The following is a 15305-nucleotide window of genomic DNA, read 5'->3' as shown; positions in this document are numbered from 1 at the left end:
GCGCACCTTCGGCACCGCGATGCCCCAGCCCGATCTCACGCGTCGCACCAAGATCGTCGCCACGATCGGGCCCGCCACCGAATCACCCGAGCGGCTCAAGGAACTGATTCACGCCGGGGCCACCACGTTCCGTCTCAACTTCTCCCACGGCGACCACAGCGAGCACGCCGCCCGCATCGCCACGATCCGTCAGGTTTCCAATGAACTCGACGTCCACGTGGGCATCCTGCAGGATCTCCAGGGACCGAAAATCCGGCTGGGTCGGTTTGCCGATGGGCCGATCACCCTGGCCAAGGGCTCGCGTTTCAGCCTCACCTCCCGCGATGTCGCCTGCGACCAGACGATCGCCACCGTCACCTACGACAAGCTGGCCGACGAGGTGCTCGCCGGCAGCCGCATCCTGCTCGATGACGGCCGGGTGGAAATGCGCGTCGACGTCGTGGATGTGGCCAAGCAGACCCTCCACTGCAGCGTCACCGTCGGCGGAGTTCTGAGCAACAACAAGGGCGTCAATTTTCCGGACGTGCAGCTCTCGATCCGCGCCCTCACCGACAAGGACCGCACCGATCTGGCCTTCGGCCTGCAGCATGGCGTCGACTGGGTGGCGCTCAGCTTCGTGCGCAATCCGTCCGACCTGCAGGAGATCAAGGAGCTGATCGCCAGCCAGGGTCACGACACCCCGGTGGTGGCGAAGATCGAGAAGTTCGAGGCGATCGACCAGATCGACGACATCCTGCTGCTCTGCGACGGGGTGATGGTCGCCCGCGGTGATCTCGGCGTGGAGATGCCGGCCGAGGAAGTGCCGCTGCTGCAGAAGGAGCTGATCCGCAAGGCCAACAGCCTCGGCATCCCGGTGATCACCGCCACCCAGATGCTGGATTCGATGGTGAGCTGCCCCCGGCCCACCCGGGCCGAGGTGAGCGACGTGGCCAACGCGATCCTCGATGGCACCGACGCCGTGATGCTCTCGAACGAGAGTGCCGTGGGGGATTACCCGGTCGAAGCGGTGGCCACCATGGCCACCATCGCCCAGCGCATCGAGCGCGACTACCCGATGCGGGTGATCGACTGCCGCCTGGCCACCACCATCCCCAACGCGATCTGCCAGGCGGTGAGCACCATCGCCCGCAACCTCAACGCCGCGGCGATCCTGCCGCTCACCAAGAGTGGCGCCACGGCCCGCAACGTCAGCAAGTTCCGCCCCAGCACCCCGATCCTGGCGATCACCAGCGAAAAGCAGGTGGCCCGCCAGCTGCAGTTGGTCTGGGGTGTGAACCCCCTGCTGGTGCCGGAGCAGAGCTCCACGACCAGCACCTTCAGCCTGGCGATGGGCATGGCCCGGGAGCGGGGCTTCCTCCAGGACGGCGACCTGGTCGTGCAGACGGCCGGCACCCTGGCCGGGGTCAGCGGCTCCACCGATTTCATCAAGGTGGGGATCGTCACGGCGGTGCTGGTCCAGGGACTCGGCATCGGCAACGGCTCGGTCAGCGGGCGGGTGCGGCTGGTGGAGCGGCCGGAGGATGCCGCCGCCATTCAGACCGGCGAAATCCTGGTGGTGCACGAAACCAGCGCGGAGTACGTGGAGGCCTTCCGCAAGGCCAAGGCCGTGATCGCCGAGGTCGGCGGTGCTGACAGCCATGCCGCCGTGATCGCCCAGCGCACCGGCATACCGGCGATCGTGGGTGTCACCGATGCCATCGCCAGCCTGCGGGCCGGTGAGATCGTGACCCTCGACCTGCACCACGGCCTGGTGCATCGGGGGGCCCGCAGCCACAACGCCGACCCCACGGGCGCCATCGTCTAGGCAGGCGACCCCGCACCCATGGCCTCCAAGCTGCCCCTGCGCGAAACCGTGGGGATGGCCCTGTCGACCCTGCAGGCCAACCGGCTGCGCAGCCTGCTCACGATGCTGGGCATCGTGATCGGCAACGCCTCCGTGATCACCCTGGTCGGGGTCGGCAAGGGCGCCCAGAACCTCGCCGAGGGTCAGCTCAGCAACCTCGGCGCCAATGTGCTGTTCGTGGTGCCGGGCAACAACGACACCCGCCGGCAGGGCATCGACTTCCCCAAGACCCTGGTGCTCGAGGACGCCGAGGCGATCGCCGAGCAGGTTCCCTCGGTCAGACGGGTGGTGCCCCAGGTCACCCTGAGTGAAGTGGTGCAGGCCGGGGGGCTCTCCAGCACGGCCTCGGTGAATGGGGTCACGCCGGATTTCCTGCCGGTGCGGCAGTTCGAGATGGCCGGGGGGCGCTTCTTCACGGCCTCCGATCTGGATTCGGCCCGCAGCGTGGCCGTGATCGGTCCCGATCTGGCCAAGAAGATGTTCCCGGGTCGCGTCAGCGTCGGCCAGACCCTGCGCATCCGCAACCAGCCCTTCGAGGTGATCGGCGTTCTGGAGGCCAAGGGGGCGGTGTTCGGCCAGAACCAGGACGAAAACGCCTACGTGCCCCTCACCGCGATGGTGAGCAAGCTCTCAGGCCGCGACCCCACCTATGGCGTGAGCCTCAACTTCATCAGCGTGGAGGCCCGCGATGGCGAGAGCACCGGGGCGGCCGCCTTCCAGATCACCAACCTGCTGCGTCAGCGGCACCGCATCCTGCGGGAGGACGACTTCGCCGTGCGCTCCCAGCAGGATGCCCTCACGATCGTGAGCACGATCACCGGTGGCCTCACCCTGATGCTCGCCGCCATCGGTGCGGTGTCGCTGCTGGTGGGCGGCATCGGCATCATGAACATCATGCTGGTGTCGGTGAGCGAGCGCACCGCCGAGATCGGTCTGCGCAAGGCCCTCGGAGCCCGCAGCGGCGACGTGCTGCTCCAGTTCCTGGTGGAATCCCTGGTGCTGGCGAGCCTGGGCGGAGCCATCGGCACCGTGGTGGGGATCGGCACCGTGAGCCTGGTGGCGCTGCTCACCCCCCTGCCGGCGGCGATCGGGGCCGGCACGGTCCTGGTCACGGTGGGGCTGTCCGGTTCGATCGGCCTGTTCTTCGGCGTCGTGCCCGCCCGCCGGGCCGCCCGGCTCGACCCGATCGTCGCCCTGCGCAGCCTCTGAAGCGGGGCTCAACGCAGGAGGGGCTCAACGCAGGAGGGGCGGGCCGAGCAGGCCCCCACGGACACCGGAAATCCCGAAAAAAGCCTTAAGCCGTCGAAATCGTGACCACCGTCACCAAAAGCTCACACACTTGATGGCTTCATGGTTCGGTAAGGACATTGGGACCAACCTTGAACTGGCTGGAATGCGGCTACCGGAACAGCAGCGATCGGATGGTGATCGCGCGCTGCATCGGCCCTGAGGAGTTCTTCATGGAACGTGTCGTGTTTCCGTTCGAACTGCTCAGCTTCGCCTGCCCCCCCCAATCGGAGCTGAAGATCTGGACCCATGGGCTGGGAGGCCCTGAACTGCTGGAGACCGTCGCCGTCGCCGACCTGGTGGTGAGCGGCACGCCGGTTCCCAGTCCGCTCGAGCTGTTGATCGGCGATGGCGAGGGCGAACTGGTGGACTCCTGGGCCCGCGCTGTCTGAAGCTGGGCCGGGGGCAACCCCCGGTGTCCGCCGTTACACTTGTTAAGAAAGTGTCTCAGCTATGAACCAGCGCTGGCGTCTGATCGTTCTCTGGCTCCTGCCGCTGGCGGTGGTGGTCTTCCTCGGCTGGCAGATCCTCAGCAGTGGCGGGCTCAACCGTCTCGGCCCCAGCGGCCCGACAGCCGCGCCCCGCAATGCGGCCGTGGCCCGCATGAGCTACGGCCGCTTCCTCGACTACGTCGATGCCGGCCGTGTCACCGCCGTGGACATCTTCGATGGCGGTCGCAGTGCCGTGATCGAGGCGGTGGATCCCGAACTGGACAACCGGGTGCAGCGGCTGCGGGTCGATCTTCCCGGCCTGGCTCCCGAGCTGGTGAACAGGCTCAAGGACGAGGGCATCAGCTTTGACATCCACCCTCCCAAGCAGGCACCGCCGGCGCTGGGCATCCTGGGCAACCTGCTCTTCCCCCTGCTGCTGATCGGCTCGCTGATCTTCCTGGCCCGCCGCTCCAACGGCATGCCCGGGGGGCCCGGCCAGGCGATGCAGTTCGGCAAGACCAAGGCCCGCTTCGCCATGGAAGCGGAAACCGGTGTGAAGTTCGATGATGTCGCCGGGGTCGAGGAGGCCAAGCAGGATCTCGAGGAAGTGGTGACCTTCCTCAAGACCCCGGAGCGCTTCACCTCGGTCGGCGCCCGCATCCCCAAGGGGGTGCTGCTGGTCGGCCCCCCTGGAACCGGCAAGACCCTGCTGGCCAAGGCGATCGCCGGGGAAGCCGGTGTGCCGTTCTTCTCGCTCTCCGGTTCGGAGTTCGTGGAGATGTTCGTGGGGGTCGGCGCCAGTCGGGTGCGTGACCTGTTCAAGCGCGCCAAGGAGAACAGCCCCTGCCTGATCTTCATCGACGAGATCGACGCCGTGGGCCGCCAGCGCGGTGCCGGCGTCGGCGGCGGCAACGACGAGCGGGAGCAGACCCTCAATCAGCTGCTCACCGAGATGGACGGCTTCGAGGGCAACAGCGGCATCATCATCATCGCGGCCACCAACCGGGCCGACGTGCTCGATTCGGCCCTGCTGCGACCCGGTCGTTTCGACCGTCAGGTGCAGGTGGACGTGCCGGACATCAAGGGTCGCCTCTCGATCCTCAAGGTGCACTCACGCAACAAGAAGCTCGCTGACGACGTGAGCCTCGAGATGATCGCCAGGCGCACCCCGGGCTTTTCCGGCGCCGATCTCGCCAACCTGCTCAACGAGGCCGCCATCCTCACCGCCCGGCGCCGCAAGGAGGCGACGTCGCTGGCGGAGATCGATGACGCCGTGGACCGGGTGATCGCCGGCATGGAGGGCAAACCGCTCACCGATGGACGCAGCAAGCGGCTGATCGCCTACCACGAGGTTGGCCACGCCCTGGTGGGCACCCTGGTCAAGGCCCACGACCCCGTGCAGAAAGTGACCCTGATTCCCCGGGGCCAGGCCCAGGGCCTCACCTGGTTCTCGCCGGATGAGGAGCAGATGCTGGTCAGCAAGGCCCAGTTGCGCGCCCGGATCATGGGAGCCCTCGGCGGCCGTGCGGCCGAGGAAGTGGTCTTCGGCCATGCCGAGGTCACCACCGGCGCCGGCGGCGACATCCAGCAGGTGGCCTCGATCGCTCGCCAGATGGTCACCCGCTTCGGCATGAGCGACCTGGGCCAGTTCTCCCTGGAGGCGGGCAACCAGGAGGTGTTTCTCGGCCGCGACCTGATGACCCGCAGCGATGCCTCCGATCGGATGGCCAGCCGCATCGACGACGCGGTGCGTCAGATCGTGCAGCAGTGTTACACCGACACTGTCAAGCTGGTGGCGGAGCACCGTGCCTGCATGGATCGGGTCGTCGAGCTGCTGATCGACAAGGAGAGCCTCGATGGCGAGGAGTTCAGGGCGCTGGTGAGCGAATTCACCACCATTCCCCAGAAGGAACGCTTCTCCCCGTTGCTCACGGAAGCCGCCTTCCCCACGGTCTGAAGCCCAACAGTCTGAAGTCCAACGGCCTGACGCCCCAGGGGATGTCCCCAGTCCCCACAACTGGGGCCTTCACACCGCCTCAGCCCATCACAAAAACAGGCCCTGTCCGGTGATCCGGGCAGGGCCTTCGTGGGATGGACGGGGTGCGCGAGGTGCTGCCTGTGGATGCGATGCGCGGGCGGTGGTTCAGACCGCGTGGACCGGGCGCTTCTCGATCACCTTGTCGATCAGGCCATAGGCCACGGCTTCGGCAGGGGACATGAAGAAATCCCGATCGGTGTCCTCCTCAATCCGGGGCAGGGGTTGGCCGGTGCGCTCCGCGAGTTCGTTGTTGAGCTTCTTCTTCAGGTAGAGAATCTCATCGGCCTGGATGCGGATGTCGCTGGCCTGGCCGCGGGCACCGCCGAGCGGCTGGTGAATCATGATCCGCGAATGGGTGAGGCTGCTGCGCTTGCCGCGGGTGCCGGCACAGAGCAGAAAGGCCCCCATCGACGCCGCCAGGCCCAGGCAGACGGTCTGCACATCGGGCTTGATGTGCTGCATGGTGTCGAAGATGCCGAGGCCGTCGTACACGGAGCCCCCCGGCGAGTTGATGTAGAGGAAGATGTCCTTCTCCGGATCCTCGGCCTCGAGGAACAGCAACTGGGCCACGATCCGGTTCGCCGACTCCGCCGTGACGGGCTCGCCAAGAAAGACGATCCGTTCCCGCAGCAGGCGGGAATAGATGTCGAATGCCCGTTCTCCCCGGCCCGACTCCTCAATCACGATCGGGATCATGGGGCTGGTGGCGCAACTGGGGCGATCCTACTGAGCCCGGGCGGCTAGGGTCGCGGGATCCCAGGAACGAGCAGCGTGAGCGCCGCCCTCACCGTCTCCGACAGCAAACGCGCCTTCCACAGCGCCTTCCCCCATGTCATCGCGCCCCTCTACCGGCGGATGGTGGATGAACTGCTGGTGGAACTCCACCTTCTCAGCCGACAACGCGGCTTCCAGAGCAACCCCCTCTTCGCCTGCGGCCTGATTCAGGTCTTCGATGGCTTCGCCCGGGGCTACCGTCCCGACGAGCACAAGCCGGCCCTGCTCGCCGCCCTCTGCGGCGCCTCCGGCTTCGACGCCGGGGAGTTGCGCGGCCAGGCCGAAACCGCCCTGGCCGCGATGGGCTCCCACCCGCTGGAGGAGGTGAAGCAGTGGATCGAGCGCGAGGGCGAAGGGGCCCCCGAACCCCTGGCCTCGGCCCTGTCCAGCATTCGTCGGCCGGACTTCCACTACTCCCGGCTGATGGCGGTCGGGCTGCTCAGCCTGCTGGAGAAGGCCCAGGGCGCCGATGCCATGGATCCGGCCACCCTGCGCGGCTATGCCCATGACCTGGGCGCTGCGATGGGACTGCTGCGCGAGCGGGTCGACAAGGACCTCACCCTCTATGTGTCCAACCTGGAAAAGCTCGCCCAGGCCGTGGAGCTGATGCAGGAAACCGTCGCGGCGGAACGCCGCAAGCGGGAGCGGCAGCAGAACCCCGTCAACGCGGCGGAGGCGCTGGCGGAGCCGGCGGGGGAGAGCCCGTCCCCAGCTGCAGACGCCCCTTCAGCCGGCTGATCATCGCCCCCCCCGCCCTGCTTCGCTCGGCCAGAACCGTCAGCTGGTCGGCCTGAAGCAGCGGGCGGGGCAAGGCGTCGGGAAGCAGTCCCAGGGCTGTCAAGGCCTGGGGCCGCAGCCTCAGCTGCAGCAGCGACGTTGCCCTGGCGGGCGCCCCGGCGGAGCCGACAGCGTCCGGCACGGGCGGCACAGGGCCCAGAAACAGCAGAAGCTCGGGGTCACGGCCGGGCACGCTGGTCCAGCGCCACCCCCCCACCACGCCGGCCTCCTCGCGGCTCCAGGTGCTGGTGGGCAGCGCCTGGGTGCTGCCGGGTGGCGGTGCCGCCTGCCCGGGGGCCGGGCCCTCGTTGAACCCCTGCTCGATCAGGGCCTGCCGCAGCCGGCTCAGCAACCGGGCCCAGTCCGGGCGGTCCGCACCCGGGGCCAGCTGGAGTTCCAGGCCCGCCTGAAACGGACCCGAATCCAGCGGGCGCAGCCGCAGCACAAAGGGGGTGCGGCGCAGCAGGGCCAGTTCAGTGCGGCCGATGCCATAGCGGGAAGCCAGGGGATCGCGGATCAGCTGGCGACTGAGCAGTCCCTGGAGGAGAAGTTCGAGCGAGCGGCCCTGCAGTTCGAGCAGCAGGCCCCGGCCCAGCGGCCCGGGAAGTGAGCCGCTGGCGGCGGGTGGCGGCGGGGCGAGCAGGCCGGTGGTGGGAGCGGCCTCACCCTCGAGCTCGAGGCTGTCGCCGATCAGCCGCAGGGAGACGCAGCCCTCCTGAAAGCTCTGCAGCAGGGGAGCCACGGGGCCGCCCATCGCCCCGAAGGCCGTGGGATTCCAGAAGGCGGCCTGTTCCCGCTCCAGCCGGGTCAGGCAGCGCTGCTCCAGGCCCCGCCGCTGCCGCGGCAGCTGCTTCAACTGGTCAGCGAGGAGCCGGTGGGAGAGGGGATCGGCCGCCACCACCACCAGGTCATCGACGCGGAGGCTGTGGGGGGGCATCGCCATGGTGCCCATCCGCATCGGACGGGGCATGGGGAGCGCCAGGTAGGCCCCACCGTCGCCATGGCGTCCCCAGAACTGCCACCACACCCGCTGCTGCTGGCGCCACAGCTGCTCGGACGGCCCCTCACCCAGGCGCTCCCGCCACAGCTGCGGCACCGGCCGCTGGGACGCGGCGGGAAAACTCTGGAGCAGAGCGGCCTGGGCCAGCAGCCTGGCCAGGCCCTCCGCCCGCGGGCGGGGGAGCCGCAGCAGGGCCACCGCCGGCACGATCAGCAGCAGGCCGGTGGTCAGGGCGGTGACCCGCAGCGGCAGTCGAGGCAGGGAGAAGCGGCGGGTCATGGCACGGGCTCGTAGAGCGTGGTGCGCTGCTGCGCCGGCCGGTCGAGGTGGCGGGCAGCCCGGCCCAGGCTGGCGGGGGACTGGGCCGTGCCCCCCCGGGCGCCGGCCATGGTCGTGATGTGCTCTTCCATCAGCGTGCCGCCCAGGTCGTTGCAGCCCCAGCGCAGGGCCTCCTGGGCGCCGGCCAGGGTCAGCTTGACCCAGCTGGGCTGGTGCCTCGGGATCCAGGGGCCGAGGATCAGCCGCGCCTGGGCCGTGAGCAGGAGCATCGCCGCGAGGTCCGGTTGATCCCTGCCGACCCGGGCTCGCAGGGGGGCCGGCGCCGCCTCCCCGACGAAGGGCAGCAGGACGAATTCGGTGAAACCCGCCAGGCCCTGCGCCTGGGCCCTGCGCTGCAGGGCCACCAGGGTGAGGAGATGGGCCATCCGGTCGGCCGGAGCCTCGATGTGGCCGGCCATCAACGTGCTGGTGGCGGCCAGGCCGCTCTGCTGGACCTGCAGCATCACCGTCACCCATTCCCGCGCCGACAGCTTCTCCGGACAGATCACGCGCCGCACGGGCTCGCTGAGCACCTCGGCAGCCGTTCCGGGCACCGATCCCAGGCCGGCGGCGATCAGGCGCTCCAGCACGGCGTCCAGCGGCAGGCCATCCTGCTGGGCGAAGAAGAGCAGTTCCTGGGGAGAGAAGGCATGCAGGTGGATGCCGGGGGCGGCCCGGCGGAGCCGCTCCAGCAGGGCCGCCGCGTAGGCCAGCTGGCTGCCCCCGATCCGGGCGGCCGGGTTGAGACCGCCCTGCAGGCAGAGCTCCGTGGCTCCGGCCCGCTGGGCCTCGACCGCCCGTTGCTCCAGCTCCTCCACGCCCAACCAGTAGGCCCCAGCCTCCCCGGCATCGCGCCGAAAAGCACAGAACGCGCAGTGCTTGACGCAGTGGTTGGAGACGTTGAGATTGCGGTTGACCACATAGGTCACCACCTCGCCGGCGAGCTCGCGGCGCAGGGCGTCGGCCCGCTGGCGGATCAGCTCCCGCTCCGGGCCGCTCCAGGCACGACGCAGCACCTCCAGGGCCAGCCGCCGCAACCGCAGGGTCACAGCCGCCGCATGGTCGCGCTCGGGGGATGGGCCCTCCTGCCGATGGGCCTGGGCCAGGGCCTCCAGCAGGGCGTCGCCAGGCAGGGCGGAGAGGTCCTCCAGCTCAGGTGGGTCCGGCTGCTCCGTCACGGGGAGCGCTGGGTGGACCAGCAGCCCGGCGGACTCCTCCCAGGCCCAGGCAGCCAGGGACTCAGGGGAGGGCGCGGACGCCCTGAGGGGGGTCACGGACGGGGGGACCGGCGACGAGACGGGGAAAGTCCGGCACCGATGCCGGGAGGGCTGGGGGCGCCTGCCTGGCGGGCGGAGCGCTTGCGCGCGGCTGGCTTGCCCGATCCACCACCCGGCGCCTCAGCGGCACGGCGGCGGCGCCGGTCCCGCCAGTCGACGACGGAGAGGTACACGACTCCGGCGCTGACGAACAGCAGCAGAACAGAGGCGACGCCAGCCAGGAGCTGGGTGCTGCTGAAGGGCAGATCAGGCACCGGCGAGGACTACGGGCAGGAGATCAGAAGTTGATGCTGCCGTCGCCATGACGGCCCCACACCACCATGGCGATCGAGAAGCTGAACAGGGCGGCCAGGGAAGCCCAACCCAGGGTGATCAACATGCCGGTTTCACGAAGCGTGCCGGCACTGTACCTAGGCTCCGTGCATCCCGAACAGCCCGCCACCGTGGTCAGTTCGTCCCCCACCGCCGTCCGCGAGCGCCAGCTGCAGCGCCAGCCGTACCCCCACTTCAAGGTGGTGGTGCTGGACGATGACGTGAACACCTTCCAGCATGTGGTGGACTGCCTGGTGCGCTACATCCCGGGCATGCAGCCGGATCGGGCCTGGGAGCTGGCCCATCGGATCGATGGGGAGGGCGCAGCGGTGGTCTGGTGCGGCCCCCAGGAGCAGGCGGAGCTCTACCACCAGCAGCTGGGTGGCGAGGGACTCACGATGGCGCCGCTGGAGCCCGCCTGATGGGACGGGTGGTGATCACCCACAGCACCTACGTGGAGGGCCTGATCCCTCTGCTCAAGCGACTGGCTCAGGTTCCCGGGATCGGCACCATCACCCCCGCCGTGATCAGCCGGGTGCGGGGGCACAGTCCGGCCCTGCGGCTTCGGGTCTCGACGCCGATCACCGGTGGCCACAAGCTGGTGGCCCGCCGGGGCACCAGTGCCCAGGAGGTGTTCGTGGTGACGGATTGGTCACGCGAACGGCTCCAGGAGCTGGTGGATCAGCTGCTGGAGAACTGAGTGGAACCCAGGCTCACCCGCAGCTCGCTGCCACCGTGGCGCTCGTAGACCGCCATGGCCGTGAAGCGGGCGTAGGCGCCTCCGGAGCGGAACCACGCCTCCTCCGCCAGGGTGAGGTCGTCGGGTTCGAGTTGCCAGCGCTGGCGCAGATAGGTGCGGTAATCGGCCGGGTTGGTCTGGGGCGCCTGCCAGTGGACGACGGCGAAGCCGAGGGCCCGCACCCGGTAGAGACCATCACTGGCCTCCTGAATCTCCTCCTGAAGCAGGAAGGTGCGGAAGCGCGCCGCCTCGGGGGAGGCGTCGAGGTCGGCCGGCTTGCCCTCGAGGGGGTATTTCCGCAGGTAGAGCTGGCGGGCCTTCGGGAAGACCGGTCCGGGTGCCAGGGCCAGCAGGGACGTGAAGGCCTGTTGGAAGCTGTCCATGCGGCAACGGTCCTGGGCCGGAAGCGCTGCCCCCAGAATGCCCCCCCGACGGGGATGATGCCCATGGCGGCAGCGCAGCCCAGCTCCGATCGGCTGGGCTGGGTTGCGCTGGGCTCAAAAGGTTGGACCGCCGTGCCGTTTTGCCCCAGTGTTCGACCTGGTGGAACCAGAAGGGGGATCAAGGACGGGGCTCCGTTTCCGGCTGCAAGGCCGGTCTACGTCACTTCCGCTGCAGACCCCCCATGTCGAAAGAGGAGTCAGATCAGAAAACTGTAGAAGGCAGTCACCAACACGGCAGTCCGGGATCACTCTAAGCCTGATCGCGCTTGGCGTGGCTCAACCGTCACAGCCGCCCGGTGGTGGCGGTCTCAGGCCGGCGGCAGCGGCCAGGTCCGGCGCACCTGGGCGAGCCGCTGCATGGCCTCGCGGCGGCGCTCCTCGGCCGTGCCCCCCTGCAGCAGCAGGGTCACATGGCCCAGCTTGCGTCCGGGCGTGGCCGTCGTCTTGCCGTACCAGTGGACGCTGGCAGCGGGAAGCTCGGCCAGGGCCCGGCGCTGCGGGTCGTAGCTGTCCGTCGAGCTCTCGTAGCCGAGCAGATTGACCATCAGCGCTCCCGGCACCTTCAGATCCACCGGCCCCATCGGCAGCCCCGCCGCGATCCTGGCCTGCTGGGCGAACTGGCTGGTGCGGGCGGCCTCGATCGTGACATGGCCGGAATTGTGGGTGCGGGGTGCGATCTCATTCACCTGCAGGCCGGCAGGCCCGTAGAAGAACTCGATCGAGAGCACCCCCACGTAGTCGATCGCCGTGAGCAGCGAGGTCGCGACGTTGCGGGCGAAGGCCTCCACGGCGTGGGGAACCGCCGCCGGGGCCAGCACCCACTCACACACCCGGCGGTGCTGGTGGGTCTCGACCAGGGGATAGCAGCGGACATTGCCCTGCTGATCCCGGCAGACCAGCTGGGACAACTCGCAGCTGAAGGCCACGAAGGCCTCGACGATCCAGTCGGCCGGATCGACACTCTCCACCAGGGCCTCGAGGTCGATGGCCTCGCGCAGCAGCAGGGTGGCCTTGCCGTCATACCCGCCGGTGGCGGCCTTGGCCATCACCGGGAAGCTCCACCCCTCGGGCAGCTGGGGTGCGGCTGGAGCTGGCGGGGTGGACACCACCGGGTCCGCCGCGGAATCGGGCGAAGGGGCCGAAGCAGGGATCAGGGCCTCGAGGGGCAGCCAGGGGGGGGCCGGCACGTGGAGACGCTCGAGCAGCTCCCGCTGGCGGCGCTTGTTGACCAGGGGTTCGAGCGCCTGGAGGCTGGGCAGGAACCGGATCCCCTCCAGCTGCAGGGCCTCCAGGGCGACCAGGTCCACCCACTCGTTCTCGAAGGTGATCGCGGCGCAGCCGACGGCAAGCCGGCGGGTGGCCTCCACGTCCCGCAGATCGGCCTGGATCAGCCGGGCCGCCAGCCGGGCCGCAGGGTCATCGGTCGAGGGGGTCTGGACATTGACGGCGATGTTGAGCTCGCGGGCCGCCCCTGCCAGCATCCAGGCGAGCTGACCCCCACCCACCACGCCGATCCGGGAGGGCAGGGCAGCGGCAGAGTCGGCCAGGGACACGGCCATTGCGACGGGAACGGGCTGGGGGGCAGGCGGCGGACGGGTACGGCCCTCGGGCCAGGGCGTCAGGTGGAGGCGTTGAACGCGTACCAGGCTTCGAGCAGCTGGTAGGCCGTCTGGCGGCGGGGCCAGAGGCCGGGATCTCCACCCTGATCCGGATGCCAGCGCATCAGGTTACGGCGCCAGGTGGCGCGCACCTGCTGCCAGCTGCTGCCGGGCAGCACCCCCAGCTCCTCGCAGGCCTCGCGGTAGGCGCTGGCCTCGAGGGTCTGGGCGCCCCCTCCTGGAGGCATCAGGCCCTCCGCTGCCGCCGAGGGCTGCAGCGGCTGGGCGAAGACGACCTGCTCCAGACGGTCGACCAGCTGGCGGGCCTCCTGGGTGGCCTCGAGGGCGCTGTCCGCTTCCTGCCGGGCCCGATGCAGCTGCTCGATCACGCCCGACTCGATCGCCTCCAGCCGCCGCTCACTGGCCTCGGTCCGGGCCAGCACCTCGCCGCGGGTCTGGGCAGCCCCCCGCAACGCCTGGGCGATGTCCTGTTCCACAGCCATCCGGGCCTGCTGGGCCTGCTGGATCTCCTGTTCCACGGTGGCCAGGCGCGTCGAAGCGCTGGAGGCCACCGCCAGGACATCGGCGGCCTGGCGCCGCAGCTCCGCCAGTTCGCCGCCCTCGAGGGCGGTGCAGCGCTCAAGGATCTCACGGGCCTGGGCCAGCTGGCTTCCCTGGTGCTCCGCCAGGGCTTCGGCATCCCGGCTGGCCGCCTGGGCCGCCTCCAGGGCCGCCTTGGCCTGACGGCGAAGCTCCACCAGCTCCCCCTGCTGGCCACTGCGCAGGGCTTCGAGCAGGGTGCGGACCTCCTGCAGCTGGGCGCCGTAGGTGCCGAGCAGCTCCTCCGCCCGACGCTGGGACGCCTGGGCCGCCACCAGGACAGCATCGGGGGCCGTCGCGGGGACGTCATCGGGGCCGGTGGCCGGGCCGGCGAGCACGCGCTGGAGGGTGGCCTCCGCCTCACGCCGCTGTTGCTCCGACTGACGAAGCTGGTCCTCCAGGGCCGCCAGGCTCTGCGCGGCCTGGGCCATGGCCTGCTCCAGCTCACGCTGGCTGGCCTCGGCCGCGGCCCGGGCGGCGGTGGCTTCGGCGCGGGCTCGGGTGAGCTGGCGCTCCGCGTCCCGGTCGGCCGCCATGACCAGCTCCCGGGCCCCCTGTTCCTTGCTGGTGGCACGCTGGATACCCTGCCGCGCCTGGTCCACCGCTCCCTGTCCTCCAGCGCGGCCGCCGTAGCGCAGGGGAGACTTCCGCCCCGCGGAGCGCCGCGGCGTCCGCAGCAGCATGACCCCGACGATGGAGAAGACGGCGGGGGAGACCAGCACCCAGTAGCTGTCATTGCGCAGCTCCGGATTGCCCTCCTTGGCCGCCTGCTGGCCCCGCACCACGATCAGCAGGAAGAGCACCAGGCCGAGCGCCAGGCTGAACAGCCCGAGCACGCGGCGGTCGTTCTGGGGGGCGCTCGGTCTGCCGCCGGAGGGGGCCATGGGTGGGAAGGCCGGGCTGGCAACAGGCTAGGCAGCCCCTGGGGCCGGGTCCACCCATCCGGCCGAGGTTCCCGCGGCGGCTTCAGGTCAGCCCCTTCTCGCCCGCAAAGGCCAGGCGCACCAGGCTCAGCAGCAGCACGATCAGGAAGAGGGCCAGGCCCACCGTGCAGGCGTAGCTGATCTCCAGTTCGGCGAAGGCCTGATCGTACACGTAGTACACCAAAGTGCGGGTGGAGTCGGCAGGCCCCCCCTGGGTCATCAGGTACACCTCCTCGAACACCTTGGTGGCCGCAATCGCCGAGATCACCGCCACCAGCGTGAGGTAGGGCCGCAGCAGCGGCAGGGTGATGTCGAGGTGCTTGCGCCAGCCCTCGCTGCCATCGAGCGCGGCCGCCTCGTAGAGGTCGGCGGAGATCCCCTGCAGGCCCGCCAGGAAGATCACCATGTAGTAGCCGAGGCCTTTCCACAGGGTGACGAGCATCACCGCGGGCAGGGCCAGCAGCGGCGAGGTGAGGAAGCCGATCGGGCTGAACCGCTCGCCCAGCAGGGCCCCCAGCCAGCCGTTGATCAGCCCGTTCTCCGCGTAGAGCCAGCGGAAGGCGATGGCCGCCACCACGATCGACACCAGCACCGGTGTGTAATAGGCGGCCCGAAACCAATGGATGCCCGGCAGCTGGCGGTTGACGAGCACCGCCAGGGCCAGGGCACCGAGCACCACCGGGGGCACGACACCCACCAGATAGAGAAAGGTGGTGCCGGTGACCCGGAAGAACATCGGGTCGGCCAGCAGGCGCCGCACGTTGGCCAGCCCCACGAAGCGCAGCGGCTCGCTCACGTCCAGGCCGGCCTGGGTGAAGCTCATCAGCAGCGCCATCGCCGCCGGGATCAGCACCGACAGGCCGATCAGCAGCAGGGCCGGGGCGAGGAACCCCCAGGCGGCGGCAGTACGGGGGGTAGAGGAGGACATCGCGGCCACCGGGATCG

At 69.8% G+C, this 15305-nt stretch carries 16 protein-coding genes and 1 other RNA gene; 7 read left to right on the top strand and 10 right to left on the bottom strand.

All coding sequences use genetic code 11. The annotated features are described in order from the left end of the window. Positions 1-19 precede the first annotated feature (19 nt). The 4 genes from pyk to ftsH all read left to right on the top strand — a co-directional run bounded on the left by pyk (position 20) and on the right by ftsH (position 5518). The gene (gene pyk / locus ACLD7X_RS06090) at positions 20-1804 is read left to right on the top strand and encodes a pyruvate kinase (protein WP_411422613.1); all 1785 of its coding nucleotides are present in this window, start codon (positions 20-22) and stop codon (positions 1802-1804) included. A gap of 18 nt (positions 1805-1822) precedes the next feature. Beyond that, complete coding sequence (locus ACLD7X_RS06085) at positions 1823-3052, top strand: ABC transporter permease (RefSeq protein WP_411422612.1); 1230 nt, start codon at positions 1823-1825, stop codon at positions 3050-3052. Between the two features lie 170 nt (positions 3053-3222). Next, on the top strand, positions 3223-3522 hold the full coding sequence (locus ACLD7X_RS06080) for a DUF1830 domain-containing protein (RefSeq protein WP_412007253.1): 300 nt from the start codon (positions 3223-3225) through the stop codon (positions 3520-3522). A 61-nt stretch (positions 3523-3583) separates the two neighbouring features. Next, positions 3584-5518, top strand: coding sequence for an ATP-dependent zinc metalloprotease FtsH (gene ftsH, locus ACLD7X_RS06075; RefSeq protein ID WP_411422610.1), 1935 nt, complete (start codon positions 3584-3586; stop codon positions 5516-5518). Between the two features lie 186 nt (positions 5519-5704). Here the strand turns inward: ftsH and clpP are convergent, their stop codons facing one another. After that, entirely contained in the window at positions 5705-6295 is a 591-nt protein-coding gene (gene clpP, locus ACLD7X_RS06070; protein WP_411422609.1) for an ATP-dependent Clp endopeptidase proteolytic subunit ClpP, read from the bottom strand. A gap of 75 nt (positions 6296-6370) precedes the next feature. Here clpP and psb29 point away from each other — a divergent pair, with 75 nt between their 5' ends. Beyond that, a complete protein-coding gene (gene psb29, locus ACLD7X_RS06065; RefSeq protein WP_411422608.1) occupies positions 6371-7111 on the top strand; it encodes a photosystem II biogenesis protein Psp29 in 741 nt (246 codons plus the stop codon). Here psb29 and ACLD7X_RS06060 read toward each other — a convergent pair. Genes ACLD7X_RS06060 through petN form a run of 4 tightly spaced genes read right to left on the bottom strand, consistent with a single transcriptional unit; the run spans position 7035 to position 10124 of the window. Next, on the bottom strand, positions 7035-8429 hold the full coding sequence (locus tag ACLD7X_RS06060; protein ID WP_411422607.1) for a hypothetical protein: 1395 nt from the start codon (positions 8427-8429) through the stop codon (positions 7035-7037). The two genes, psb29 and ACLD7X_RS06060, sit on opposite strands and share 77 nt — an antisense overlap. After that, entirely contained in the window at positions 8426-9742 is a 1317-nt protein-coding gene (locus ACLD7X_RS06055; protein ID WP_411422606.1) for a CofH family radical SAM protein, read from the bottom strand. Before ACLD7X_RS06055 ends, ACLD7X_RS06060 begins: the two co-directional genes overlap by 4 nt. Continuing rightward, positions 9739-9999: a hypothetical protein gene (locus ACLD7X_RS06050; protein ID WP_412007251.1), complete on the bottom strand. Its 261-nt coding sequence runs from the start codon at positions 9997-9999 to the stop codon at positions 9739-9741. Before ACLD7X_RS06050 ends, ACLD7X_RS06055 begins: the two co-directional genes overlap by 4 nt. A gap of 23 nt (positions 10000-10022) precedes the next feature. Continuing rightward, on the bottom strand, positions 10023-10124 hold the full coding sequence (gene petN, locus ACLD7X_RS06045; protein WP_213204940.1) for a cytochrome b6-f complex subunit PetN: 102 nt from the start codon (positions 10122-10124) through the stop codon (positions 10023-10025). A 64-nt stretch (positions 10125-10188) separates the two neighbouring features. On the opposite strand from petN, the gene clpS reads away from it, so the two are divergent. After that, a complete protein-coding gene (gene clpS / locus ACLD7X_RS06040) occupies positions 10189-10479 on the top strand; it encodes an ATP-dependent Clp protease adapter ClpS (RefSeq protein WP_412007257.1) in 291 nt (96 codons plus the stop codon). Then, complete coding sequence (locus tag ACLD7X_RS06035) at positions 10479-10757, top strand: DUF2103 domain-containing protein (protein WP_411422604.1); 279 nt, start codon at positions 10479-10481, stop codon at positions 10755-10757. The genes clpS and ACLD7X_RS06035 overlap by 1 nt, the downstream gene beginning before the upstream one ends. On the opposite strand, the gene ACLD7X_RS06030 is transcribed toward ACLD7X_RS06035, so the two are convergent. From ACLD7X_RS06030 to ACLD7X_RS06010, 5 genes are all read right to left on the bottom strand, one after another. Then, a complete protein-coding gene (locus tag ACLD7X_RS06030; RefSeq protein WP_411422603.1) occupies positions 10739-11179 on the bottom strand; it encodes a hypothetical protein in 441 nt (146 codons plus the stop codon). The genes ACLD7X_RS06035 and ACLD7X_RS06030 overlap by 19 nt on opposite strands. A gap of 120 nt (positions 11180-11299) precedes the next feature. Continuing rightward, positions 11300-11483: non-coding RNA, 6S RNA (gene ssrS / locus ACLD7X_RS06025), on the bottom strand. Between the two features lie 64 nt (positions 11484-11547). Next, on the bottom strand, positions 11548-12798 hold the full coding sequence (locus ACLD7X_RS06020; protein WP_411422602.1) for a 5-(carboxyamino)imidazole ribonucleotide synthase: 1251 nt from the start codon (positions 12796-12798) through the stop codon (positions 11548-11550). A 59-nt stretch (positions 12799-12857) separates the two neighbouring features. Beyond that, positions 12858-14321: a hypothetical protein gene (locus ACLD7X_RS06015; protein WP_411422601.1), complete on the bottom strand. Its 1464-nt coding sequence runs from the start codon at positions 14319-14321 to the stop codon at positions 12858-12860. A gap of 82 nt (positions 14322-14403) precedes the next feature. After that, complete coding sequence (locus ACLD7X_RS06010; protein WP_411422600.1) at positions 14404-15288, bottom strand: carbohydrate ABC transporter permease; 885 nt, start codon at positions 15286-15288, stop codon at positions 14404-14406. Positions 15289-15305 lie beyond the last annotated feature (17 nt).

Origin of the sequence: Aphanothece microscopica RSMan92, from assembly GCF_046613545.2 — a bacterium.
GTDB lineage: Bacteria > Cyanobacteriota > Cyanobacteriia > PCC-6307 > Cyanobiaceae > NIES-981.
The sequence above is the reverse complement of the archived record's forward strand: the minus strand, read 5'-3'. Positions and strand labels throughout refer to the sequence as shown.

What these genes read in the sequence shown, in the direction of transcription:
- ACLD7X_RS06085 (WP_411422612.1), top strand. Translation starts at nt 1,823, where the DNA reads ATGGCCTCCAAGCTGCCCCTGCGCGAAACCGTGGGGATGGCCCTGTCG.
- ACLD7X_RS06030 (WP_411422603.1), bottom strand. Translation starts at nt 11,179, where the DNA reads ATGGACAGCTTCCAACAGGCCTTCACGTCCCTGCTGGCCCTGGCACCC.
- petN (WP_213204940.1), bottom strand. Translation starts at nt 10,124, where the DNA reads ATGTTGATCACCCTGGGTTGGGCTTCCCTGGCCGCCCTGTTCAGCTTC.
- pyk (WP_411422613.1), top strand. Translation starts at nt 20, where the DNA reads ATGCCCCAGCCCGATCTCACGCGTCGCACCAAGATCGTCGCCACGATC.
- ACLD7X_RS06060 (WP_411422607.1), bottom strand. Translation starts at nt 8,429, where the DNA reads ATGACCCGCCGCTTCTCCCTGCCTCGACTGCCGCTGCGGGTCACCGCC.
- ACLD7X_RS06015 (WP_411422601.1), bottom strand. Translation starts at nt 14,321, where the DNA reads ATGGCCCCCTCCGGCGGCAGACCGAGCGCCCCCCAGAACGACCGCCGC.
- ftsH (WP_411422610.1), top strand. Translation starts at nt 3,584, where the DNA reads ATGAACCAGCGCTGGCGTCTGATCGTTCTCTGGCTCCTGCCGCTGGCG.
- ACLD7X_RS06010 (WP_411422600.1), bottom strand. Translation starts at nt 15,288, where the DNA reads ATGTCCTCCTCTACCCCCCGTACTGCCGCCGCCTGGGGGTTCCTCGCC.
- ACLD7X_RS06035 (WP_411422604.1), top strand. Translation starts at nt 10,479, where the DNA reads ATGGGACGGGTGGTGATCACCCACAGCACCTACGTGGAGGGCCTGATC.
- clpP (WP_411422609.1), bottom strand. Translation starts at nt 6,295, where the DNA reads ATGATCCCGATCGTGATTGAGGAGTCGGGCCGGGGAGAACGGGCATTC.
- ACLD7X_RS06020 (WP_411422602.1), bottom strand. Translation starts at nt 12,798, where the DNA reads ATGGCCGTGTCCCTGGCCGACTCTGCCGCTGCCCTGCCCTCCCGGATC.